23 protein-coding genes are annotated in these 23,719 nt (G+C 50.5%); 6 read left to right on the forward strand and 17 right to left on the reverse strand.

Translation table 11 applies throughout. The annotated features are described in order from the left end of the window. From A1SC_RS17015 to A1SC_RS17000, 5 genes are all read right to left on the reverse strand, one after another. Positions 1-2,789: DUF6531 domain-containing protein (locus A1SC_RS17015; protein WP_016262020.1), on the reverse strand; the 2,789-nt coding region annotated here is incomplete at its 3' end. Positions 2,790-2,807: 18 nt separating this feature from the next. After that, the gene (locus A1SC_RS17010; protein ID WP_000141610.1) at positions 2,808-3,260 is read right to left on the reverse strand and encodes a DcrB-related protein; all 453 of its coding nucleotides are present in this window, start codon (positions 3,258-3,260) and stop codon (positions 2,808-2,810) included. Positions 3,261-3,311: 51 nt separating this feature from the next. Then, positions 3,312-5,306, reverse strand: coding sequence for a type VI secretion system Vgr family protein (locus tag A1SC_RS17005; protein WP_016262021.1), 1,995 nt, complete (start codon positions 5,304-5,306; stop codon positions 3,312-3,314). 221 nt (positions 5,307-5,527) lie between these two features. Continuing rightward, a complete protein-coding gene (locus A1SC_RS23180) occupies positions 5,528-5,884 on the reverse strand; it encodes a hypothetical protein (protein WP_072024143.1) in 357 nt (118 codons plus the stop codon). Next, entirely contained in the window at positions 5,881-6,411 is a 531-nt protein-coding gene (locus A1SC_RS17000; protein ID WP_016262022.1) for a hypothetical protein, read from the reverse strand. Before A1SC_RS17000 ends, A1SC_RS23180 begins: the two co-directional genes overlap by 4 nt. 844 nt (positions 6,412-7,255) lie before the next feature. Here A1SC_RS17000 and ansP point away from each other — a divergent pair. Continuing rightward, on the forward strand, positions 7,256-8,755 hold the full coding sequence (ansP, locus tag A1SC_RS16995) for an L-asparagine permease (RefSeq protein ID WP_016262023.1): 1,500 nt from the start codon (positions 7,256-7,258) through the stop codon (positions 8,753-8,755). Between the two features lie 197 nt (positions 8,756-8,952). Here the strand turns inward: ansP and A1SC_RS16990 are convergent, their stop codons facing one another. Continuing rightward, positions 8,953-10,014 carry a 7-bladed beta-propeller protein YncE gene (locus A1SC_RS16990; RefSeq protein ID WP_016262024.1) on the reverse strand — a complete coding sequence of 354 codons (1,062 nt, stop codon included), beginning with the start codon at positions 10,012-10,014 and terminating at the stop codon, positions 8,953-8,955. A gap of 241 nt (positions 10,015-10,255) precedes the next feature. Between A1SC_RS16990 and pqqU the strand changes: the two genes are divergently transcribed. Continuing rightward, positions 10,256-12,358 (forward strand): TonB-dependent receptor PqqU, encoded by a 2,103-nt coding sequence (pqqU, locus tag A1SC_RS16985; RefSeq protein WP_016262025.1) that lies wholly within the window; start codon positions 10,256-10,258, stop codon positions 12,356-12,358. 38 nt (positions 12,359-12,396) lie between these two features. Here pqqU and curA read toward each other — a convergent pair whose 3' ends face one another. Beyond that, entirely contained in the window at positions 12,397-13,434 is a 1,038-nt protein-coding gene (gene curA, locus A1SC_RS16980) for an NADPH-dependent curcumin/dihydrocurcumin reductase (protein ID WP_016248713.1), read from the reverse strand. Positions 13,435-13,618: 184 nt separating this feature from the next. On the opposite strand from curA, the gene A1SC_RS16975 reads away from it, so the two are divergent. Further along, positions 13,619-14,137, forward strand: coding sequence for a GNAT family N-acetyltransferase (locus tag A1SC_RS16975; RefSeq protein WP_001516415.1), 519 nt, complete (start codon positions 13,619-13,621; stop codon positions 14,135-14,137). Further along, positions 14,134-14,583: a DMT family transporter gene (locus A1SC_RS16970; RefSeq protein ID WP_001076542.1), complete on the forward strand. Its 450-nt coding sequence runs from the start codon at positions 14,134-14,136 to the stop codon at positions 14,581-14,583. The genes A1SC_RS16975 and A1SC_RS16970 overlap by 4 nt, the downstream gene beginning before the upstream one ends. Here A1SC_RS16970 and ydcY read toward each other — a convergent pair whose 3' ends face one another. Further along, positions 14,584-14,817: a DUF2526 family protein YdcY gene (gene ydcY / locus A1SC_RS16965; protein WP_000018633.1), complete on the reverse strand. Its 234-nt coding sequence runs from the start codon at positions 14,815-14,817 to the stop codon at positions 14,584-14,586. It lies immediately after the preceding gene. An 85-nt stretch (positions 14,818-14,902) separates the two neighbouring features. Further along, entirely contained in the window at positions 14,903-15,076 is a 174-nt protein-coding gene (locus A1SC_RS16960) for a GhoT/OrtT family toxin (protein ID WP_001516416.1), read from the reverse strand. Positions 15,077-15,269: 193 nt separating this feature from the next. On the opposite strand from A1SC_RS16960, the gene yncL reads away from it, so the two are divergent. Beyond that, complete coding sequence (yncL, locus tag A1SC_RS23200) at positions 15,270-15,365, forward strand: stress response membrane protein YncL (RefSeq protein ID WP_071985532.1); 96 nt, start codon at positions 15,270-15,272, stop codon at positions 15,363-15,365. A 98-nt stretch (positions 15,366-15,463) separates the two neighbouring features. On the opposite strand, the gene patD is transcribed toward yncL, so the two are convergent. The 8 genes from patD to hicA all read right to left on the reverse strand — a co-directional run bounded on the left by patD (position 15,464) and on the right by hicA (position 23,177). After that, positions 15,464-16,888 carry an aminobutyraldehyde dehydrogenase gene (patD, locus tag A1SC_RS16955; protein WP_001163919.1) on the reverse strand — a complete coding sequence of 475 codons (1,425 nt, stop codon included), beginning with the start codon at positions 16,886-16,888 and terminating at the stop codon, positions 15,464-15,466. Positions 16,889-16,909: 21 nt separating this feature from the next. Continuing rightward, on the reverse strand, positions 16,910-17,704 hold the full coding sequence (locus A1SC_RS16950) for an ABC transporter permease (protein WP_000555487.1): 795 nt from the start codon (positions 17,702-17,704) through the stop codon (positions 16,910-16,912). Continuing rightward, a complete protein-coding gene (locus A1SC_RS16945; RefSeq protein WP_001516417.1) occupies positions 17,694-18,635 on the reverse strand; it encodes an ABC transporter permease in 942 nt (313 codons plus the stop codon). The genes A1SC_RS16950 and A1SC_RS16945 overlap by 11 nt, the downstream gene beginning before the upstream one ends. Beyond that, positions 18,636-19,649: an ABC transporter ATP-binding protein gene (locus A1SC_RS16940; RefSeq protein WP_016248715.1), complete on the reverse strand. Its 1,014-nt coding sequence runs from the start codon at positions 19,647-19,649 to the stop codon at positions 18,636-18,638. It abuts the gene before it with no gap. Positions 19,650-19,666: 17 nt separating this feature from the next. Continuing rightward, positions 19,667-20,812: a putative ABC transporter substrate-binding protein YdcS gene (ydcS, locus tag A1SC_RS16935; RefSeq protein WP_000047463.1), complete on the reverse strand. Its 1,146-nt coding sequence runs from the start codon at positions 20,810-20,812 to the stop codon at positions 19,667-19,669. Between the two features lie 238 nt (positions 20,813-21,050). After that, positions 21,051-22,460, reverse strand: coding sequence for an aminotransferase-like domain-containing protein (locus A1SC_RS16930; protein ID WP_016248716.1), 1,410 nt, complete (start codon positions 22,458-22,460; stop codon positions 21,051-21,053). A gap of 78 nt (positions 22,461-22,538) precedes the next feature. Further along, positions 22,539-22,955, reverse strand: a complete 417-nt coding sequence (gene hicB, locus A1SC_RS16925; protein ID WP_077627724.1) for a type II toxin-antitoxin system antitoxin HicB — start codon at positions 22,953-22,955, stop codon at positions 22,539-22,541. 45 nt (positions 22,956-23,000) lie between these two features. Further along, entirely contained in the window at positions 23,001-23,177 is a 177-nt protein-coding gene (gene hicA, locus A1SC_RS16920; RefSeq protein WP_016262026.1) for a type II toxin-antitoxin system mRNA interferase toxin HicA, read from the reverse strand. A gap of 221 nt (positions 23,178-23,398) precedes the next feature. Here hicA and A1SC_RS0121340 point away from each other — a divergent pair, with 221 nt between their 5' ends. Further along, a complete protein-coding gene (locus A1SC_RS0121340) occupies positions 23,399-23,629 on the forward strand; it encodes a DUF2554 family protein (RefSeq protein WP_000494240.1) in 231 nt (76 codons plus the stop codon). Positions 23,630-23,719: the final 90 nt, after the last annotated feature.

Genomic DNA, 23,719 nt, shown 5'->3' on the forward strand with positions numbered 1-23,719 from the left:
CCGTTCTCGTTTGTGAGGGTGGTCAGCCGTCCGTAGGCGTCGTACCCGAATGCCGTCCTGCGCCCCATCGCGTCCGTCCGGCTGCGCACCCGCCCCTGCCCGTCGCGTTGCCAGCGCGTTATCCTCCCCATCGGGCTGGTATACTTCACCAGCCTGCCCGCCGCATCCGGCTGGTAATGCGCCGTGCGGCCGTCCGCCAGTATCACCTCCACCAGGTGACCGCTGTCGTCATACCCGTAGCGCGTACTGTGGCTCTGCGCGTCTGTCACCCGTATCAGCCGCGTGCGTTCGTCGTAGAACCAGGTCGTCTGCGAGCCGGAACAATCCGTATGCCGCGTGAGCTGCCCGTCTTCGTTCCACTGAAGGTATTTATTCCCCCCACGGGCATCGGTTATCTGTACCACCTGGCCGTGGCGGTCATACTGATACCGGGTGTTCTGTTGCAGCGGGTCGGTCACGGCAAGAAGATTGCCGCGTTCATCGTACTCACAGCGCCAACTGTTCCCCGCTGCATCCACTTCCGTTTCCGGTTCGTGCCATACCGGGTGCCACTGTGTCTGTGCCACCCGCCCCAGCGGGTCGTGCGTCTCCGTGATATGCCCCAGGCGGTCATACACATAGCGCCATTTGCCGCCCTGAGCGTCGGTCATCCCCAGCAGCAGTCGTTCTTCGTCGCTCCAGCGGAACGTCATCACCTGCCCGGCTTCGTCCTGGTACGCCGTCACCTGATTCTGCGCATCCCACTGATGAAAGCGTGTCCGGCCCGCCCCGTCTGTCACACATACCACACGTTCAGCCATCCGCCAGTCCAGACGGTATCGTGCGCCACTGTCGGTATGGTGGCCCGTCACGCGCCAGCCTGCATCATCCGGCCCTTCATACCAGCCCCACTGGTAATAATACCCTTCGCCGCCGGGCTGCCGGTGCAGCGTCATGCAGTTGTTTTCGTCGTAAGCAAACTCACGCAACAGGTGCCCCGTGCTGTCGTACACGCCGTTCAGGTGGCCAGCCTCGTCATAGTTGTAACGACGCAGCAGTAAAGGTGCAGTATCAGGGAAATGCTGATAAATCTGTGTCACCCGCCGGGGATGCGCCGCCAGTTCGTAATACAGACGGATGCACGGACGCTGCTGTTCGCCGCGGATTTCAGTGATGCGCCCCCGGTCGTCGTAGTACAGATTCAGACAGTTGCTGTTACGGTCGCCCAGCATTTTCAGCCGCTGGCGCTGCGGGTGATGCGGGTCGGCTTCAAACAGAAAAAAATGTCCATCATCGCTGCTGATAAGCCAGTGCCCCTGCTCACCACGCCGTACTGCCAGTCCTTCACCGGGGCTGTAAAACCCGCTCCCCGGCAGCACGGCTTCCATATCCAGCCGTCGCCCCATACCCGCCACAAAGGTCATGCAGTTTTCGTCAGCGTTACCCGGTGTGCGCACGAGGCTGACTTCATACATCACGCTCCAGCCCTGACCGAACATCCCATCCGTGCGTTCGTCACGACTGCTGTACACACGCTGCCAGTCCAGCGGAAAGTGGCCCGGCAGGCTGAAATCGAAGTCATCATCATCAGCCAGGTATTTGGCCCCGGTGGCGGCGTTGACCGGATGCGGGAGGGCGCTGATGGCCTTCTGCGTCATCATGCTCATCCCGATACCGGCAGCAAAACAGGCGATTTTAGAAAGCATTTTGCCCGGGCGAAGAAACATCAGCGCCACGGTTGCCACCAGGGTTATCTGCGACCTGCCGCTTCTGATATCCCTGACCACCAGTAACGGACCGCCAATGCGGACATCCGGTGACACAAACGCCCCGTCCCCCGGCGCATTCACCACCCTGGCCTCGCAGGTACAGCGTGCCCCGCTGCGTGCCGCTGGCTGACTGTTGACACGCACATCCCGCGCACCTTCCGCGATATATTCCGCCGCGGGCGGTTCGTCATCACCTTTGAACAGATTACTGATACTACCAATAACCGCATTCACTCCCTGAAAGGCGGTTTCCAGCAGACCGTCCGGACTCAACAGGTTAAGGGCCGTTCCCAGAGGGTCATCCAGAAAGGCGGCTTTTTTTTGTGCGAGTAACTGAGTCAGTGAGGAAGGATGTTTATGGCAGTCGATTTTATCGTCAGGGGTCGGGGTGGAGCCAGGTGCCGCACTGGCCACGGTGGGCTGCCATAGTTCCGACACAAAATGTGTCACGCCATCCACCATCTCAGAACGCCCTTCTTCCGTACTGAGCTGGTCGTGCAGCGCCCGGGACATCAGAACAGGTCCAGTCACCGGATGAACCGCCAGGGCTATTGCCCCCGCCATTTCCAGATATTCCCCGGCCACATCCCGGAACGTTCTGGCGTCCTCCTGACGCTGCGCTTCTTCCTGTTCCGCCTTCGCCTGCGCTTCCTGTGCCTCAATCTCCTGCCGCGATGCCGCTGTGGCCGCTGCCCGCGCGGCAGGTTTGCTGTTGATCAATGTGTCACCAGAGCCGGTGAGGATGTAACCTTCAATCTGAGGCGGGAAAAGCATATCTGCGAGGTCTGAACAGGCTTCGCTGACCGTTTCTGTCACGCCGGTGTACACCATCGCCACACCCGCCACAAAACCGGTCAGCAAGACAGCCGTGCACCCCATCGTGATCCCTACTGACGCCGCCAGTAACGAGGTTGCGCCGACAATGAGGGCATCAATAACGACATTTGCGGCCACTTCCAGCACCGCCCCCAGCACATCTGCCATAAACGACGTATGCAGCAGGGCATCACCCTGCCTTGCCGCCCAGAATGCATCTTCCATGTCCCGTTCCCTGTGTGATTAATGCGTCCTGGTTTCCTGCCGTATCCTGAAGCGCAGATTCTTTTTAATTTCAGCCCAGCGCGTCATGTCTGCCGGGGTCAGCGGTGTGGTTCTGGCGTAAGTGAAGGCCATCATGACCCGCTCACCCGGCAATACAAATGCCACCTGACACTGATACACCTGCTCGTTCCCCCGGAGAAACTGGCTCTGTATCTCCAGCCCTTCCTCAGCGTCATTAATCCCCACGCGGGTCACCTGCACGGGCGTGTGGTGCAGTTCCCTGACCTGCTTTTCCAGCTTTTTCATTTGCTGTTCAACCTGAGAGGCTAATTCGTCTCCTTCCTGCATCTGACCCCGGCTGATAATGAGTGCGGCGTCGGGATTGCTGAGCCGCAACATATTAATGGTACTGTCCTGAATAATATTCCCGGTGAAAGTTATAACTGTCTCATTGAGGTAATATTCCGTCATAATGGCATGAGTCCTTTTTAATAAACGAATTATTTTTTGATGGGTTTTTATTTATTTTTTAGTCATGAAGGTGACGTCTATTGCCGTCTGAAGGGCTGTTTTCTCTAATGCTCCAGGCGGAGGTATATTTGCCGCTCTGTCATTCATGTTTAAATCAAGCTGCCCTGATTGTGTATTTATTTTTCCGTTCTCTGTTGCTGTAATATTAAAATTCTTACAGGTTATATTAAATATTCCGTCACTGGTCATTTGCAGGATAGTTTCTCCGCAGCTAAGAATAATGGAATCTCCCGCAGCAAGGCGTAAATTCTGCACTGTCTGAATTGTTTTATCCCCTCCGGCGAGAGAGATATCATCTGTCTGAACTGTTAGAGAACGTTTCTCACCAATAATCGCAGTTTCTGTTTTATCAATAACTTTAAGGCGATTATTGCCCACCCAATGGCTTTCATTATTATTTACTTCAATGCGTTGATCTTTCTCGGCATGCAACCAGACTTCTTCTCCGCCAGTTTTATCCTCAAAACGCAGAGCGTTAGCATTGGTTGGGCCGCCACCGATGGTGTGGCTGTAAAACCCGCTTTGCGTCGCTGCGCCCGGTAGTCCCCACGGAGGCATGGTGTCCTGGCTGTATGTCCGCCCCACGATAATGGGTAAATCCGGGTCACCGTTTTTGAAATCCACTAGAACTTCCTGACCAATGCGCGGGATCTGAATGCCACCGAATCCTTTACCCGCCCACGGATAACTGACACGGATCCAGCAGGAGCTGTTTTCGTCATTCTTACCGTAACGATCCCAGCCAAACTGAACTTTCACCCGGCCATATTTATCCGTCCAGATTTCCTGCCCCGCCGGGCCAGTCACGATGGCGCTCTGCGGACCTTTGGTATGGGGTTTGCTCAGAGTTCGCTGCGGACGGTAAACTTCATTGGTGGGATGCAACTCAAAGCTGGTTGAGTAAGAGAAGTGCTGCTCCTGGCCGCTGTGTTGCGCATTGTCCTGTATAAATAGTGTGGTCTGTGCCAGCAGATATTCCCGGTTCACTTCGGCTGTTGGATAGTTTTCCAGGATGAAGGTAAAACCTGTCATCAGGGTACGAATATTGCCACTGCCCTGTACCCGACTACCGGGGCTACGCTGTTCTTCCATGCGGATGCGTGTCAGCATTTCACCTTCACTCTTTGTGAAGTAGTCTCCCGGCCATTCGTAGTGCTCATATTCAGCAAGGCCGGTTTCACGTGGATTAGCCACGGTGCTCTTCAGCAGTGAACGCGGCTTCATAAAGTCGAAATCATTCAGCACCCACTGTCCGCTGCGCAGGCTTTCATTTGCTGTGATGGTATGGATAAACTCCTTGTCCAGTTTCAGCCCTTTCTGGTAATAACACACCAGCGGCGAATCTGCGCATGTCTTGTGGACATTAATGGCATCAGCCAGCACTAACGTGTGACTGTTCTCGCTGTGCTCAAACCACCAGTAGATACCCCACTCCTGCATCAGGCGCTGAATAAAATCAAAATCTGTTTCACCGTACTGCACCTGCCAGGTGCGAGTCGGATAATTTTCCACCAGTCGTTTTTCCACTGGCCAGGGGTACTCATCCAGTACCTCATCCAGGATGTCCACCACGTTTTTATTCTGAAACGCTTTGTAGTCACTCGTGTGGGTCAGTATTTTTAACCACGGTTCGATCCGCAGTTCATACACCACCGAGCGTCCTTGATGACCAGCCACGCGCGCCGCCGTCACCAGCCCGCTGATATACCGTTTTCCGCCGCCATCCAATTCGATATGGACGCACAGATCTTTGCCTACCATCGATTTGAGCTGCAGGTTGGCTGCGGGGGAAACATAGCCTATGTTCAGGGTGTCAGGAGTTTTTAATTTAATAGAATAAGTAAATAGTTCCCCTACTGTTTCTGTACCACCTAAGCTTGCGAACAGTAACATTCCATCAGGAACAGCGCTGCCGCTCAAAGTCACGTTATGCTTACCCGATCCAATTAGTGTGCCGGATGGGTAATCTGTAGCTGTAAAACTCATAATTAATCCTTTTAACTAGGAATGGCTAAGTGCTAATAAGAAATCTTACAGAGAAGAAAATATATAAAATATTCGTCGCTGGCATAAAACACCTCAATACTTATGAGTGCTACTGAAGGTACTATCAACCATATATACCATGAAGAATGCACAGTCATGTTACCCTGGTGAAAATATTCACCTGAAGCACATTAATAAAACCAATGAAATTATTTAACTTGTCATTTGATATGATTATCATCAAGTCTTAAAATACGCCCCCCTGATCTAATTATGCTAAAACCATAGTATTCTTTTTTACTTCCGGAAGAGAGCATATATTTTCCGATATAAATAACATCTGAAGATAGCTCACTTATGTCAATACATACGGGATCGAACTGACCAGTCACTCTTTTCAGTTTTATTGCATTACCATATTTACCTTCATATAAAATATAATTTGAAATCATATTCCCATCGTCTGGTTTTGAACAAACCCGTGCGTCTTGTAAATATATATTACCGGGCAACAATGGCCGAACATAATCACCAACAGTGCATCCCGATAAAAAGAGCAACAAAAAGAATCTCTTCACATGACGCCCGCAGGAAATAAATTAAGCACCTTTTTGTATTTTTCCGATAGAGTATTCGCTGATTCAGTTGTATCTCCTACATAGTTAACATTTGCCAAATCAGCTACCAATCCATAGTTAATCAATAGCCAATAATCAGCAACTATAGATGCTTGTTGTTCCATTGAATAAGAAGCAATTGACTGTAAATTAAGATCGTAATGATAATTTGCCGCCCAGGAAAACAAACCACGCAACTTAACTGAATACCCTTTCTGATATTGCCAAACATGCATCATTTCATGAATAAACAAGTGAGAAGCACCAGCTACTGTTTCACGATCGCCAGGCATTGCTTGCGATGAAAAATCTGAACTATAAACAGCATCAGGATAATACATTTCCCCGTTTGGGGTCATCGCTGTTCTTTCCCCTTGATCTGGCAAGGGTTTTTCATTGTGGATCCATACCTTGTTATAATCAATTGTATTCTCAAAAATCGATCTGGCTAATGTTAATTCATCAGATGTCATTCTCCTTAATGACATCTCATTCCTTCTGGAAAGAATATTTTTCAGATAAAAAACAAACGTTCTTTTATTATTTATTAAATAGGGTTCTCTTTGATGTTCAACATTTCCACTTTATGCAGTGTTGATGACATCATCTTCATAGACAATGAAATCAAAGCAAGTTATCAAAGTTTCCCATTACGATTACTTAACATTAACTCTCAGTATCTTTGTTTATCTATCTTCAATATCAATAGTTGATGCAAATGATTGCACGGATAACATAATCCTCATCAATTAATTAATATCTGTAAACGCTACCGCCCCACCCTGATATCATGATCTGCACGTGGCTATCTTAACGTGATGCTCCATACATTAGTAATGTAAATCATGAATTCGGAATATATCAAATTCACTTCATAAATTAATATCGAGAATGATATACATATTAAAATTATATTGAAGTAATGTTTTAAGAGTTGTATTCCCCTGAAACCAGTCATACGCCAGTCCCTCACTGCTCAGTGATAATCAGCGAAGGGATATGTTGGCGACCAACCACACTAGTGACCACTGAAACCACGGGCGTTCAGAGCGACGAACGAGGAACAAAAGATCTGGTCTGCAATCGAGTACCCTCAACGCAACAATAGTTGTATCAGTCATAATTTCACCAGATTGCTATTTTGTCGTCAGTCGCTTTTATACCCATACATTTAGAGCGGGATCATTTTGCATCGTTACACGATAACAGGTAGGATTCTGCGCCGACAGTTATACCCATAAAGAATAATGGTGAAGGCTGTCATTGCCACGGTGAATAAACAAACCATGTGGTGTCATATATAACCTTTTAGCGAGAAACTCAGGGAGCGCAATGAGTAAACACGACACAGATACTTCAGATCAACACGCCGCGAAACGCCGCTGGCTTAATGCCCACGAAGAGGGCTATCACAAAGCGATGGGTAATCGCCAGGTGCAGATGATCGCCATTGGTGGCGCGATTGGTACTGGTTTGTTTTTAGGCGCAGGTGCCCGACTGCAAATGGCGGGACCAGCACTGTCACTGGTTTATTTAATCTGCGGCTTGTTTTCGTTTTTTATTTTGCGTGCGTTGGGTGAGTTGGTATTACATCGCCCTTCCAGTGGCAGTTTTGTCTCATATGCCCGTGAGTTTTTGGGTGAGAAAGCCGCTTATGTTGCTGGCTGGATGTACTTCATCAACTGGGCAATGACCGGGATTGTCGATATTACTGCAGTTGCACTGTATATGCATTACTGGGGCGCGTTTGGCGATATTCCACAATGGGTATTTGCGCTCGGGGCATTAACCATCGTCGGCACCATGAATATGATAGGTGTAAAATGGTTTGCAGAGATGGAGTTCTGGTTTGCGCTGATTAAAGTTCTCGCCATTGTTACCTTTCTGGTCGTGGGTACAGTGTTCCTCGGTAGCGGTCAGCCACTGGATGGCAACACCACAGGATTTCATTTAATTACCGATAATGGCGGTATCTTCCCCCACGGTTTATTGCCTGCACTGGTGTTGATTCAGGGCGTAGTATTTGCTTTCGCTTCCATTGAGATGGTGGGAACTGCCGCCGGAGAATGTAAAGATCCGCAGACCATGGTGCCTAAAGCCATTAACAGCGTGATTTGGCGTATTGGTCTGTTTTATGTCGGTTCCGTGTTGTTGCTGGTGATGTTATTGCCGTGGAGCGCGTATCAGGCGGGGCAAAGTCCGTTTGTGACGTTCTTCTCTAAACTTGGCGTGCCGTACATCGGCAGCATTATGAATATCGTGGTGCTGACCGCCGCACTCTCCAGCCTGAACTCTGGCCTGTACTGCACCGGACGTATTTTACGCTCAATGGCAATGGGCGGTTCTGCACCAAGTTTTATGGCGAAAATGAGTCGCCAGCATGTTCCGTATGCCGGGATTCTGGCGACGCTGGTTGTGTATGTTGTCGGCGTATTCCTCAATTATCTGGTGCCGTCGCGCGTTTTTGAGATTGTGTTGAACTTTGCGTCGCTGGGAATTATCGCTTCGTGGGCGTTTATCATTGTTTGCCAGATGCGCCTGCGTAAAGCGATTAAAGAAGGTAAAGCGCAGGAAGTCAGTTTTAAACTCCCCGGCGCGCCCTTCACTTCCTGGCTGACTTTACTGTTTTTGCTGTGCGTCCTGGTGCTGATGGCGTTCGATTATCCGAACGGGACTTATACCATCGCGGCACTGCCGGTTATCGGTATTCTGCTGGTTGTGGGTTGGTTTGGTGTGCGTAAACGCGTTGCCGAAGTTCACAGCACTGCGCCAGTCATCGAGGAAGATGAAGAAAAACAGGAAATTGTGTTTAAGCCTGAAACGGCGAGTTAATTGCAAAATTGCCCGGTTTAAAGCCGGATGCGGCGTAAATGCCTTATCCGGCCAACAAACTCCAAATAAATCAAATAATTATGCGTGTTGTAGGCCTGATAAGACGCGACAGCGTTGCATCAGGCATTGTGCTCCGCTTGCCGGATGCGGCGCTAGCGCCTTATCAGGCCTACGAAAGACAAACTCCCCTGTGTCGATTACAGCGCAATACGAATCACATCGTCCGGCTGGGTAGCTTCCTGCTGTTTAGTGGATTTTTGTTTAACACTGACATACAGCGTTTTGCCATCGGCAGACAGCGCCAGGCTGTTCGGATGGGTCGGCGTATCGAACGTTTTCACTACCTTGTAGGTTTTCGCATCAGTCACACTGACTTTACCTGCCTGACGATGTGTCACATAGGCTTCATTACGCGCCGGGTTAAACAGCACAGCCAGTGATTCCGGTGCCGCTACCTTCGCCAGAATATTGCCTTCACGAGTATCAACCACCAGCACTTCCGCAGCTTTGGAGTCGGTGATAAACGCACGCTGGTTGGCGGTATCGAGACTAATGTTGATAAAGAAGTGCTCTTTGCCATCATCCAGCAACTTTTTACGGCTCAAAATTTTGTTGTCGGTGGTGTCGATAGTAATCAATTCACCGTCAGCGTTGGTGGTATAGAGACGTTTGCCTTTGCTATCCAACGCCAGGCCAGTGCTCATTTTACCGGTGTTCTGGATGGCAGTTTTCAGTTTGATATTCTCACCGTCAATCACCCAGATCACGCTCTCCTTCCCAATACCGCTGATGTAAACGGTATTCGTGGCATCATCTGCTACCAGTTCACGCGGCTGCAGCGGGCGCACCTCTTCCGTGCGCTTACGATCATCCAGCACCAGACGCCCTTTCACTTCGCCCGTTTTGGCATCGATCGCCGTAACCGCGCTGTTTACGGTGTTACCAAACCACAACGTCTGGGTGGCATTGTTAATGGTGGCGCCAAACGGTTTGAGATCATTATGAATCACCTGAGTCACTTCCAGAGTGACCGGATCGAGACGATAAACCACCCCGCCTTTATCCAGTTTGCGGCTTTGCGATGTAGCGAGCCACAGCGCATTTTCCTGCTGGCTATAAGCCATTTCGTAAGCGCCTTTACCTACCGCTTTACGCAGCATTTCTTCCGCTGCCTGCGTGCTGAACGATGAAGCAACGAGCAATGAACCTAACAGTAATGAACCACGCAGACGCGATGAAAACAGATGACGTAAATGCATGACGACTCCCTTTGATGAACCGATATTTTTGCTGCTTCACAGTGCTTCGCTGAGCGTAATCTTCGTTACACCCTTGTTATAAATGGGAATGGTAATCATTATTTTCTCAAATGTGGAGTATTTCTTGCTGTTACGACTACAATTTTCTCAATTGGTTAACGTATCGTGCCGCTTTGTTTTCTATAAATTTACAAATTTATTACCATGTCGATGTTTTTCCATTCTTAACCTGGCTTTTTTCATGAAGATTTTTTCCGTCCGACAGACTGTTTTACCTGCGCTGATTGCCCTTTCCCCATCCGTTTTTGCCGCTAATGAACAAACCATGATTGTGAGTGCCACACCACAGGTGGTTTCAGAGCTGGATACCCCAGCGGCGGTCAGTGTGGTTGATGGCGAAGAGATGCGCCTGGCAACACCGCGCATTAACTTGTCTGAATCACTGACCAGCGTGCCTGGTTTACAGGTACAAAACCGGCAGAACTATGCGCAGGATTTACAGTTGTCGATTCGTGGATTTGGTTCCCGCTCTACTTACGGGATCCGCGGGATTCGCCTGTATGTGGACGGCATTCCCGCCACCATGCCCGACGGGCAAGGACAAACGTCTAATATCGATTTAAGTAGCGTGCAAAACGTGGAAGTACTGCGTGGCCCCTTTTCCGCCCTCTATGGCAACGCTTCCGGTGGGGTGATGAATGTCACCACACAAACGGGGCAACAACCGTCAGGCATTGAAGCCAGCAGTTACTATGGCAGTTTTGGTAGCTGGCGTTACGGGTTGAAGGCAACGGGAGCAATGGGTGACGGCACACAGGCTGGCGATGTCGATTACACCGTTTCGACCACACGTTTTACGACCCACGGCTACCGTGACCATAGTGGTGCACAGAAAAATTTAGCCAATGCCAAATTGGGCGTACGTATTGATGATGCCAGCAAATTAAGCCTGATTTTTAATAGTGTGGATATCAAAGCAAACGACCCCGGTGGGTTGACCGAAGCAGAATGGAAAGCGGATCCGCAACAAGCTCCTCGCGCTGAACAGTACGATACACGGAAAACCATCAAGCAAACTCAGGCTGGAGTGCGTTATGAGCGTAGTCTTAGCGCCAGCGATGAGATGAGCGTGATGATGTACGCGGGTGAGCGTGAAACGACCCAGTACCAGTCAATCCCGATGGCACCACAACTTACCCCGTCACACGCAGGCGGCGTGATTACGCTGCAACGCCATTATCAGGGAATAGACAGTCGCTGGACACACCGCGGCGAACTGGGTGTTCCGTTCACTTTAACCACCGGTTTAAACTATGAAAACATGAGTGAAAACCGCAAGGGCTACAATAACTTCCGCTTGAGTTACGGCATACCAGAATACGGGCAAAAAGGTGATTTGCGCCGCGACGAGCGTAATCTGATGTGGAACGTCGATCCCTATTTACAGACCCAGTGGCAACTGACTGACAAACTGTCACTGGATGCTGGCGTGCGCTATAGCTCAGTATGGTTTGATTCCAACGATTATTACATTACTCCCGGTAACGGCGATGACAGCGGAGATGCCAGTTATCACAAATGGCTGCCAGCCGGATCGTTAAAATACGCCATCACCGATGCCTGGAATATCTATCTGGCAGCGGGACGCGGCTTTGAAACGCCGACCATTAATGAACTTTCATACCGTGCCGATGGGCAAAGCGGGATGAACTTTGGTTTAAAACCGTCCACCAACGATACAATCGAAATCGGCAGTAAAACGCGTATTGGCGATGGTCTGTTTAGCCTCGCAGTGTTCCAGACCGATACTCATGATGAAATCGTTGTCGATAGCAGTAGCGGTGGGCGTACCACTTATAAAAATGCCGGGAAGACGCGTCGTCAGGGAGCCGAGCTGGCGTGGGATCAACGTTTCGCCGGAGATTTCCGCGTAAAAGCGTCGTGGACCTGGCTTGATGCAACATATCGCAGCAACGTTTGTAACGATCAGAACTGTAATGGTAACCGGATGCCAGGGATCGCCCGCAATATGGGCTTTGCGTCTTTAGGTTACGTACCAGAAGAAGGCTGGTATGCCGGTACAGAAGCGCGATATATGGGCGATATTATGGCTGATGACGAAAACACGGCAAAAGCGCCCTCTTATACTCTCGTTGGTTTGTTTACCGGCTATAAATATAATTACCGCAATATGACGGTGGATTTATTTGGTCGGGTCGATAATTTATTCGACAAAGAATATGTCGGATCGGTGATTGTTAATGAATCCAATGGCCGATATTACGAGCCAGCACCTGGACGGAATTATGGTATTGGCGTAAATCTCGCATGGCGGTTTGAATAATATTACGTGGTGGCGGTATAACACCGCCACCTGTTTTGTTAATTGTCATCCGCCACACGAATAACGACTTTGCCGAAGTTTTTACCTTCTAACAGGCCAATAAAAGTCTGTGGGGCATTTTCTAAACCGTCGGTCATTTGCTCGCGATAATGGATTTTCCCCTCTTTCACCCATTGCCCCATCTCCTGCTGGAACTCATGGATCCGGTGCCCATAATCCTGGCTGATAATAAAGCCTTGCAGACGAATACGTTTTTTCAGCACCGTGGCCATCAGCAACGGTAAACGATCCGGACCAGATGGCAATTCCGTCGCATTATAGCCGCTCACTAAGCCGCAGACAGGAATACGCGCGGATGTATTGAGCAACGGCAACACGGCATCAAACACTTTACCGCCCACATTTTCATAATAGATATCAACACCTTTCGGACACGCCTTCGTCAGTTGTTCAGCAAAATCATCCGCATGGTGATCAAGGCAAACATCGAAACCCAGTACATCAGTAGCATGGCGGCATTTTTCAGCGCCACCGGCAACACCCACCACCCGACAGCCTTTCAGTTTGCCGATTTGCCCCACCGTTGCGCCAACAGGGCCGGTTGCAGCAGCAACCACCAGCGTTTCCCCCTTTTTAGGTTGACCGATATCCAGCAAGCCCATATAAGCGGTAAAACCAGGCATCCCCAGCACACCCAGCGACCACGAAGGGTTTTGTGGCTGATCGCCAAGTTTCACCAGTTCATCACCGCTGGATATGTCGTAGTCCTGCCAGCCGCTGTAGCCCAGCACCCAGTCGCCAGGCTGGTAGTCCGGATGATTTGATTCCACCACCCGGCTCACCGTGCCGCCAACCATCACGCCACCAATATCAACCGGTGGTGAATAGGATGGCTCATCGCTCATGCGCCCGCGCATATACGGGTCCAGCGACAGATAAACTGTGCGCAGTAACACCTGACCTTCACCTGGCGTGGCAACGTCATCTTCTTCCAGACGGAAATTCTCCGGAACCGGCGCTCCATGCGGACGCGAGGCCAGAACCCAACGGCGGTTACGCTGCTTTTGTTGCCCCATAATGATCTCCTGTGCTTTTGGCATGAATCCATCAATGGTAGCAGGCTCACGTGGTTAGATGTGTTTGTATGCATCACATTCGTCCAGCAATACACAATAATTTCATTGTAGATTGCGTTGCTTCCGGCTGTTTTCGATAGTATTGATAGCATCATTACTATTCGATGTTTTATAGAGGCTCGACATGTCCATCCGTTTTGCCCGCAAAGCCGATTGTGCTGCAATTGCAGAAATTTATAACCACGCCGTGTTGTATACGGCGGCTATCTGGAACGACCAAACGGTGGATGCAGATAACCGAATCGCCTGGTTTGAAGCGCGAACATTATCCGGTTATCCGGTGCTGGTGAGCGAAGAAAATGGCGTTGTCACGGGGTATGCCTCATTTGGTGACTGGCGTAGTTTCGACGGTTTTCGCCATACAGTGGAACATTCGGTATATGTTCATCCGGATCATCAGGGCAAAGGTCTTGGGCGCAAATTGTTAAGCCGGTTGATTGATGAAGCGCGGGATTGCGGGAAGCATGTCATGGTTGCCGGGATCGAGTCGCAAAATCAGGCCTCGCTGCATCTACACCAGTCGCTGGGATTTGTCGTCACCGCACAAATGCCGCAGGTAGGCACTAAATTTGGTCGCTGGCTGGATCTCACCTTTATGCAGTTGCAACTCGACGAACGCAGTGAACCGGACGCTATCGGATGAATCAGTCGCTTACCCTTGCCTTTTTGATCGCCGCCGGGATTGGCCTGGTGGTGCAAAACACATTGATGGTGCGCATCACTCAGACCTCCTCCACCATTCTCATCGCCATGCTACTGAACTCACTGGTGGGAATTGTGCTATTCGTGTCTATTTTGTGGTTTAAACAAGGGATGGCAGGGTTTGGCGAACTGGTGTCCAGCGTGCGTTGGTGGACTCTAATCCCTGGTTTGCTGGGATCATTTTTTGTCTTCGCCAGTATCAGCGGGTATCAAAATGTGGGGGCGGCAACGACCATTGCAGTACTGGTCGCCAGCCAACTTATTGGAGGTCTGGTACTGGATATTTTCCGCAGTCATGGCGTGCCACTTCGGGCGTTGATTGGTCCAATTTGCGGAGCGGTTTTATTGGTAGTTGGCGCCTGGTTGGTGGCCAGACGCACGTTTTAATCAGAGGATGGTGCCGCCTTTCGTTAACTGTTCGTGGCGCGCTTCCATATCTTCTTTATGCTTGCGTCCGTGATGGGCGATTGCTGTGCGCAAACGCTGTTGCTGGGTGTAGCGATCTTCCCGGCTTAACTCTGCGTCATCGCTCAGGGCGATTAACAATTCGTTCATATGGGCAATGACGCTCTCCTCAATCGCGGCATCCACGCGCGCGATGACCTCATCCAGATGCGACATACTTTCTCCTTAGCCACTTGTGAAATTTATCGATTCACTCAAATGATATAAGTCTGCGTTGTGCCGTCAAGCCAGCGAGTAAGATTTAAAACAGTGAAAACAGTAGCGCCACTGGAAAACTCATCGGCCATGTGATCCCCACCAGAAAGGCGCTCAGAAAGCGAATGCTCTTCTTATCGTGGGAAAGAAACCAGGTAATAAGAAAGGCGATTACTGCCATAACAGCATAAAAAACAAGCAAACATTGAAAAAGAGACATGTACAGGCATCCAGCCAGGTGAATAAAACGCGCGCAAATATGCGTCATTTCTTGATGCGCATCAAGTTTTCAATCCATTTAAGATAAATTCAATAACCTACGGCATGCTCTTGTCCATCTTCAGAATGAGTATGATTGCGGATTTTCCCAACCCGTACTATACACATAGGGGCTATGACAAAAGGTGGCAAAAATGAACGTTTCCAGTAAAACTGTAGTGCTGATAAATCTCTTTGCTGCTGTTGGGTTGTTTACTCTTATCTCTATGAGATTTGGTTGGTTTATTTGATGTAGCGATATTGCACGCAGCACGTACTGTCAGAGAGAAATCAACTCTCTGACAGTAGGTTAGATCCTCTCACACTCTCCAGATTTACAACACTATCCTTAATGCTTAACCATTACGTGGCGTACTACGGTGTAATCTTCCAGCCCATAAAGTGACATATCTTTGCCATAACCTGAAAGTTTCTGCCCGCCGTGCGGCATTTCACTGACCAGCATGAAGTGGGTATTGACCCAGGTGCAGCCATATTGCAGACGAGCGCTCACACGATGCGCCCGACCGACATCTTTCGTCCACACCGAAGAGGCCAACCCGTACTGACTGTCATTCGCCCAGTTAACCACTTGCTCTTCGTTGTCGAAGGCCGTCACGCTCACTACCGGGCCAAATACCTCTCTTTGAACGATGGCATCTTCTTGTAACGCACCGGCCAGCAGTGTAGGCGCATAATAATAACCGTTACCCTGCCGTTTTTCACCGCCGGTGATCACCTTAATGTGTCCCGTCGCCTTCGCCTCTTCCACCGCCCTGCTGACGCGTTCGAGATGTGCCAGTGAGCTTAACGGCCCCAGCTCTGTGGCACCATCATCCGGAGCACCAGATTTTAACGTTGCCACTGCGGCACCGAGTTTTTCCACCAGCGCGTCGTAAATACCTTTTTGCGCGTAGATACGACAGGCAGCAGTGCAATCTTGTCCGGCATTGTAATAGCCAAAGGTGCGCACACCTTCGACCACTGCTTCAATATCTGCATCATCAAAGACAATCACTGGTGCTTTACCACCCAGTTCCATGTGGGTGCGCTTTATGGATGGTGCTGTATGGCTGATGATGTGCTCACCGGTAGCGATAGACCCCGTCAGCGACACCATGCGCACTTTTGGATGTCCGGTCAGCGGATCACCCACCGTTTTACCTCTGCCAAACAGTACGTTGATCACGCCTGGCGGGAAGATATCTTTCGCCAGTTCTGCCAGTTTCAACGCAGTCAGCGGTGTAATTTCTGATGGTTTAAGCACTACGCAGTTCCCCGCCGCCAGCGCCGGAGCCAGTTTCCACGCTGCCATCATCAACGGGTAGTTCCAGGGGGCGATAGAGGCCACAACACCTAATGGATCGCGGCGAATCATTGATGTATGACCTTCAAGATATTCACCCGCCGCCAGACCATTCAGGCAGCGCGCAGCACCGGCGAAAAAGCGAAAGACATCGACAATCGCCGGAATCTCATCATTAAAAGCACTATGCAGCGGTTTGCCACAGTTACGGGACTCCAGTTCGGCAAAAACCTGACCGTTCTCTTCGATAACATCCGCCAGTTTCAGCAGGCATTCCGCACGCATTTTCGGCGTGGTTTGCCCCCACCCGACAAATGCGGCATCTGCCGCGCGAACAGCGGCATCAACCTGCTCTGCGGTTGCCTCGGCAATCTCCAGTAATACTTCTCCCGTTGCCGGATTATAGACAGGCTGTTTTTCCCCTTCGCCGCTGACCAGTTCTCCGTTAATCAGTAACTTATGTTGCATAGCATATTCCCATTTCAGTGGTTATTGACCCTTGTCGCCTTCACGGGTTAGCCACCAGGCCCCCAGGATCGGCAAGGTTGTTACCAACATAACCAGCAGTGCCACAACGTTGGTTACCGGTACATCACGCGGTCGCCCAAGCTGATTGAGCAACCACAGTGGTAACGTCCGTTCGTGACCCGCGGTAAAAGTCGTCACGATGATTTCATCGAACGACAAGGCAAACGCCAGCATTCCCCCCGCCAGTAACGCCGAACTGAGATTCGGCAACACCACGTAGCGGAAGGTTTGCCAGCCATTGGCTCCAAGATCCATTGACGCTTCCACCAGACTCCACGAGGTACGGCGAAAACGGGCGATGACATTGTTGAAGACGACCACCACGCAAAAAGTCGCATGACCAACCACGATAGTGAAAAAGCCTGGCTCCAGATTGATCGTTTTAAAGGCCGTTAATAGTGCGAGACCAGTGACAATGCCAGGCAATGCAATGGGTAACAGCAGTAACAGTGAAATGGCGCTTTTGCCGAAAAAGTCACGCCGCCAGAGCGCCGCGGCCGCCAGTGTTCCTAACACCAGCGCGATGAATGTCGCCAGCGTCGCCACTTTAAGTGACAGTGTCACGGCATCAAGAATATCGCTACGCTGTGCTGCTATGCTGAACCAGCGCAGCGTCAAGCCTTGTGGTGGAAAACTAAATGCGGCTTCCTCGGTGTTAAACGCATAGGCGGCGATAATCAAGATGGGAAAATGGAGAAAAAGCACGCCGCCCCAGGCCGCCAGTTTGAGGAACAACGGTGCGCGTTCAGAGTGCATCGAACGCCCCCATGCGTTTCACGAACGCCAGATACAGTGCGATAAGAACAATCGGCACCAGAGTGAAAGCTGCAGCCATCGGCATATTGCCAATCGCCCCTTGCTGGGAGTAGACCATGTTGCCGATAAAATACCCCGGCGGCCCCACCAATTGCGGAACGATAAAGTCGCCCAGCGTTAGCGAGAAGGTAAAGATAGAACCTGCGGCAATACCCGGGATCGCCAGCGGTAACACCACATAGCGGAAAGTTTGCCGTGGGCGCGCGCCGAGATCTGCCGATGCCTGCAGCAGTGACGGGGGTAAACGCTCCAGCGCTGCCTGCACAGGCAGGATCATGAACGGCAGCCAGATATAAAGAAACACCAGAAAACGCCCCAGCCCGGAAGTAGACAGTGTATTGCCGCCCACAGCCGGAAGTGTCAGGAACGCTGTCAGCAGTGGCTCCAGCCCCAGATGTTGCAAAAACCACTGCGCTACGCCATCTTTCGCCAGCAATAACGTCCAGGCATAGGCTTTAACAATGTAGCTCGCCCACATCGGTAACATCACCGCAATATAAAAAAACGCTTTCATTTTGCCGCTGGTGTAGCGCGCCATGTACCACGCCATCGGAAAGGCCAGAATAGCGCTGGCGATGGTCACCGCCACTGCCATCGTCAGTGTGCGGATGATGATGTCGTAATTAGCCGGGTTAAACAGTGCGCGTATATTCGCCAGCGTCAGTTCCGGCGTTACCGACATAGTGAAATCATCAAAGGTATAAAACCCCTGCCATAACAGTGTCAGCAGCGAGCCGAAATAGACGATGCCAAACCACATCAACGGGCCAAGCAGCAGTAAAAACAATCCAAGCCCCGGTTTACGCCAGAAAAAACCCGACATCTTCCCCATGCCGGGGCGCGCAGGTGACTGCAATACGTTCATCGCCATTCACCTCTCCTCAACCAGAGGCACCATCACATCACGGGACCAGGAAACCATCACCTGTTGACCAGGCGTGAGCGTGGCGGGTAGTTCTTCGCCCGTCATGTTGCCCAGACTGACCAGCAGTTTTTCACCGCCACTAAGTTTCAGTTCAAAACGAGTCGTCGCCCCCTGATATTGCACCGCCTGGATCGTGCCATTGGCCTGCACTTCGCCAGGTGTATTGAGGCGGATATGTTCCGGGCGCAATGCGAAGCTCCCCATCATGCCGCAAAGTTTCTCCGCAATCAGCGGCGCAAAAACGTTGGATGTCCCGACAAATCCCGCGACAAATGGCGTACGCGGACGCATATAGAGATCGCGCGGTGAATCAACCTGCTCAATACGTCCATTATTGAAAACCGCCACGCGATCGGACATCGATAATGCTTCGCCCTGATCGTGGGTGACAAAGATAAAAGTGATTCCGAGGGATTGTTGCAGCTTTTTCAGCTCCAGTTGCATCTGCTCGCGCAGCTTAAGATCCAGTGCGCCAAGCGGCTCATCCAGTAGCAACACGCGCGGTTCGTTCACTAACGCTCTGGCGATGGCGACCCTCTGGCGTTGACCACCGGAAAGCTGTGACGGCTTACGTTGCAGCACGAAACCAAGCGCCACTTTTTCCAGCGCCTCTTGCGCCATGATGTAACGCTGTTTTTTCTCAACGCCTTTGACCATCAGCCCGTAGGCCACGTTATCGAGAATCGACATATGGGGAAACAGCGCGTAGTCCTGGAAAACGGTATTAACATCCCGCTCCCACGGTGGCAGATTGCTGGCGGGTTTACCAAAAATAGTAATTGCCCCGCCAGAAAGCTGTTCGAATCCAGCGATTAGCCGCAGACAGGTGGTTTTGCCGGAGCCGGACGGCCCCAGCATTGAAAAGAACTCACCATCTTTTATCGCAATACTGACGCCATCTACCGCGCGCACGTCACCGTACAACCGAGAAACGTTGTCAAACTCCACTGCGTACGTCATAAAACACCCCAGCGAAGTTAGCGGCCGCCCATAATGGCAATGTAATCCTGCGTCCAGCGGCTATATGGGACAAATTTTCCCCCTTCTGCGATGGGCGTTTTCCAGAAGGCGATTTTGTCGAAATAGTTAAATCCATTAGTTTCACAGCCTTTATCGCCCAGCAACGGACTGGCTTTACAGCCTTCCGGCACCACAGGCAGTGAGCCAAACCAGGCTGCCACATCACCCTGCACTTTTGGTGTTAATGACCAGTTCATCCATTTGTAGGCACAAACCGGATGTTTTGCTTCGCTATGCAGCATAGTGGTATCAGCCCAGCCGGTGACGCCCTCTTTAGGGAAGACGGTGGCGATCGGTTGTCCTTCGCCTTTCAATGCGTTGGCCTGATATGGCCATGCGCTGGAAGCTACCACGCCTTCATTTTTGAAATCGCTCATTTGTACAGAGGTGTCATGCCAGTAGCGATGGATCAAACCATGTTGATCGCGAAGTACTTTCAGCACCGCCTGATATTGATCTTCGGTCAGTTGGTACGGATCGCTGATGCCCAACTGCGGCTGAGTCGCTTTGACGAACAGCGCGGCATCGGCAATATAGATAGGGCCGTCATAAGCCTGTACGCGGCCTTTATTGCTCTTACCGTCCGGCAGTTCCTGTTCCACAAAGACAACCTGCCAGCTATCCGGTGGCGTCGGAAAGGTTTTGGTGTTGTACATCAGCAGGTTCGGCCCCCACTGATACGGCGTGCCATAAACTTTGCCGCCAACGTTAAACCAGTCGCCCTTTACTACGCGTGGGTCGAGTGTTTTCCAGTTGGGGATCAGTGCGGTATTAATCGGCTGCACACGTTTACCCATAATCAAACGCAGTGAAGCATCACCGGACGCCGTGACCAGATCGTAACCGCCTTTGGTCATCAGGCTGACCATTTCATCGGAAGTGGCGGCGGTTTTCACATTTACCGCGCAACCTGTTTCTTTTTCGAATTGCGTAACCCAGTCGTATTGTTTATCGGTTTGTCCACGTTCGATGTATCCCGGCCAGGCGATAATATCCAGTCGTCCTTCCGGTTTATCTAAATTAGTGAGGGGTTCGGCGGCGTGGGCGGTCATTAAAGTCATGGTTAGCGCACACAGGCTGCTGCGGGCAAATGTCTTGCTCATAGGTCTTACTCCTGTTGTCATTATTGTCAGCAGCCGTGCCGTAAAAATATCTCCCTGTTTAACCATAGACGGCGCATTGCAGGCGTACCTTCGCCCCTGAAAATATTTAGTCAGGTTGTGAGCTAACGCGCATTACGCAATTTTAGAGGCTATCTTCTGGAGTATAGACAAGGGGTTAAGGAATACTGGAGCTATTCGAATTTCCTATTGCTCAACCGGAGGGAAATTAAATTGGAATCTATTTCAACTGCTCTTGAATAAGTTTGCCTAATTGTTTTACCGCTTGTTCTTCGCGTTCTCCCCACTGCCATGCAGTATTAAAACGAAAAAAACGTGACCAGTTTTCGCCAGTAGAAAACATTTTACCAGGCGCAATACTGATGTGATGTGCCAGTGCCTGAACACTTAATTCTCCCGCATCTAACGGTTCGGGAAGTTCCAGCCAGAGAAAATAACCACTGTCGTTATGGTGTATTTTGACTTCCACAGGCAGATAACGCAGCAGCGCCTGCCAGGCGCGTTGTTTGCGTTCCGCAAGCTGTCGACGTAGACGACGCAGATGGGCATCGTAGCGGCGTGTCGAAAGGTAATCCACCAGCGCAAGTTGCATCGGTGAGCTGGTGGAAAGCGTACTCATCAATTGCAATCGTTGGATTTTACGCGCATGTTTTCCTGCGGCGACCCAGCCGATACGAAAACCTGGCACCAGGCATTTAGAGAATGATGAGCAATGCAGCACACGATCATGTTGATCCCAGGCTTTTGCAGGCAGCGGTTTTTCCCGCCCAAAGTACAACTCGCTGTAGACATCATCTTCAATCAGCATCACGTTGTACTGGTTGAGCAACTCTACCAACCGCGCTTTTTTCTGCGGCGTTAAGGTAAAACCGAGCGGATTCTGGCTGTTAGTCATTAACCAACACGCTTTCACCGGATACTCCTGTAACGCCAGTTCCAGCGCCTGAAGGTCAATCCCTTCGTTAACATCCGTCGCCACCGATAACGCTTTCAGCCGTAATCGTTCCAGCGCCTGCAACGCGCCGTAGAAACAAGGATTCTCTACTATCACCCAATCGCCCGGTTCTGTGACTGCTTGCAAACCGAGATTTAATGCCTCTAATGCACCGGCGGTAATGACGATTTCATCAGGCGAAATGGTGATACCCTGTAAGGCATAGCGGCGAGCAATAGCCTGGCGAAGCTCGGCATTCCCTGGCGGTAGGTTTTCGATCACGCTCATTGCCGTGGCGGTTTTGCTTACTTGCGCCAGCGAGCGGTTCAATTGTTGCAGTGGGAAAAGCCGCGGATCGGGAAAGGCTGAGGCAAACGGCACTACCGACGGATCGCGACTGGCCTGCAACATGTCAAAAATATAGGTATTAATATCGACAGCTTCATCACGTGTGACCGGAATGACTGGCGCTTTCTGCATTTTTATTGTCTGTGGCGCAACGTAATAACCCGACTGCGGCCGCGCAATAATATGTCCCTGACTTTCGAGCAACTGGTAGGCATGGCTGACGGTCATAAAGCTCACGCCAGAAAGCGCCACCTGTTCACGTAACGAAGGCAGACGATCGCCGGGCTGCCAGATGCCTGACGCAATTTGCTCGCGTAATTGTTCCGCCAGTTGCTGGTATTTTTTCATTTTTGAATCGTTATAGTGTGCAGGTGATCCGGCAGTCTATATCAGTTGTTAAAAATGACAACTTTGTGTTAACTGTAATTAAACCATCACCAGCGATAACTCTTTGCCAAGCGCCTTAGCCGCGAGCTGGACGGCGTCGATTTTTGTCGCATGGTGCAAATTAAATAGGCGAGTAATCTCCTGTTTAGGTTTGCCAATTCGTCTGGCTAACTCTTGCTGAGTGATTTCTGACTGTAAAAAAGCATTTAGCAGCAATACCTTAGAAGCAACACTTAAAGGTACTTCAATAAAGTGATCGTTGTTATTCAATGGCGAAGGTAACGGGATGAGTTCGTTATCTTCAAAATAAAAATCAAATGCGGTCAGTAAGGCATCTTTTGCTGCTTCCATCGCTTCAGCGACCGTTTCTCCCTGCGTCAACGCTTCGGGGATATCCACAAAAGAAACCATATAACCGCCTTCCGGCGCGGGTGTAAGAGTGACGGGATAACGCATAATTTCGACTGTCTCTCGCATGTCATTAACCTTTTTAATTGGCGATTAACTCAAATCGAGTTGTTTCAGAATTGCTTTACGCAATGGTTCTTTAATCTCTTCGCTGGGGTGACGCGGCATGACACTGCGCCTCCCGTGAAACCTGAGTTTTAAATGGTTGCTGCCATTCGCTACATCGACGCCCTGAGATTCGAGCCAACGTCTGAACTCGCTTTGTTTCACATCGCCTCCCTGCCGCTGAGTATATCAACAAAGTAAACATTAGTGTTTACCTCCGTGTGTAATTTGCTCGAAAATAGCACTTAATCGCCGCAACGGCAGAATGCAATGCAAAATCAGGAAGGCAGATTCCAGAATTTCTTTGCGCTAATTTGCAAAACAGAATAATAACCTCAAGAAACTGTCGGCATCATAGCGGCAAAAGGTAAGAAAAAGGTGGCGGGATGTTTACGAAGGCGTTATCGGTAGTCTTATTAACCTGCGCGCTGTTCTCCGGGCAACTAATGGCAGGACACAAAGGACATGAGTTTTTATGGGTGAAAAATGTGGATCATCAACTGCGCCATGAAGCGGACAGCGATGAATTGCGCGCCGTTGCGGAAGAATCGGCAGAAGGCTTACGCGAGCATTTTTACTGGCAAAAATCACGTAAACCAGAAGCGGGTCAGAGTTGAGTCGTTTGTTGCCGGATGCGGCGTGAACGCCTTATCCGGCCAACAATATCATGCAGATTCAATGAGCTGTGAATAACCCTGAAAACTTGC

Origin of the sequence: Escherichia sp. KTE52 (assembly GCF_000408325.1) — a bacterium.
Taxonomy (GTDB): Bacteria; Pseudomonadota; Gammaproteobacteria; order Enterobacterales; family Enterobacteriaceae; genus Escherichia; species Escherichia marmotae.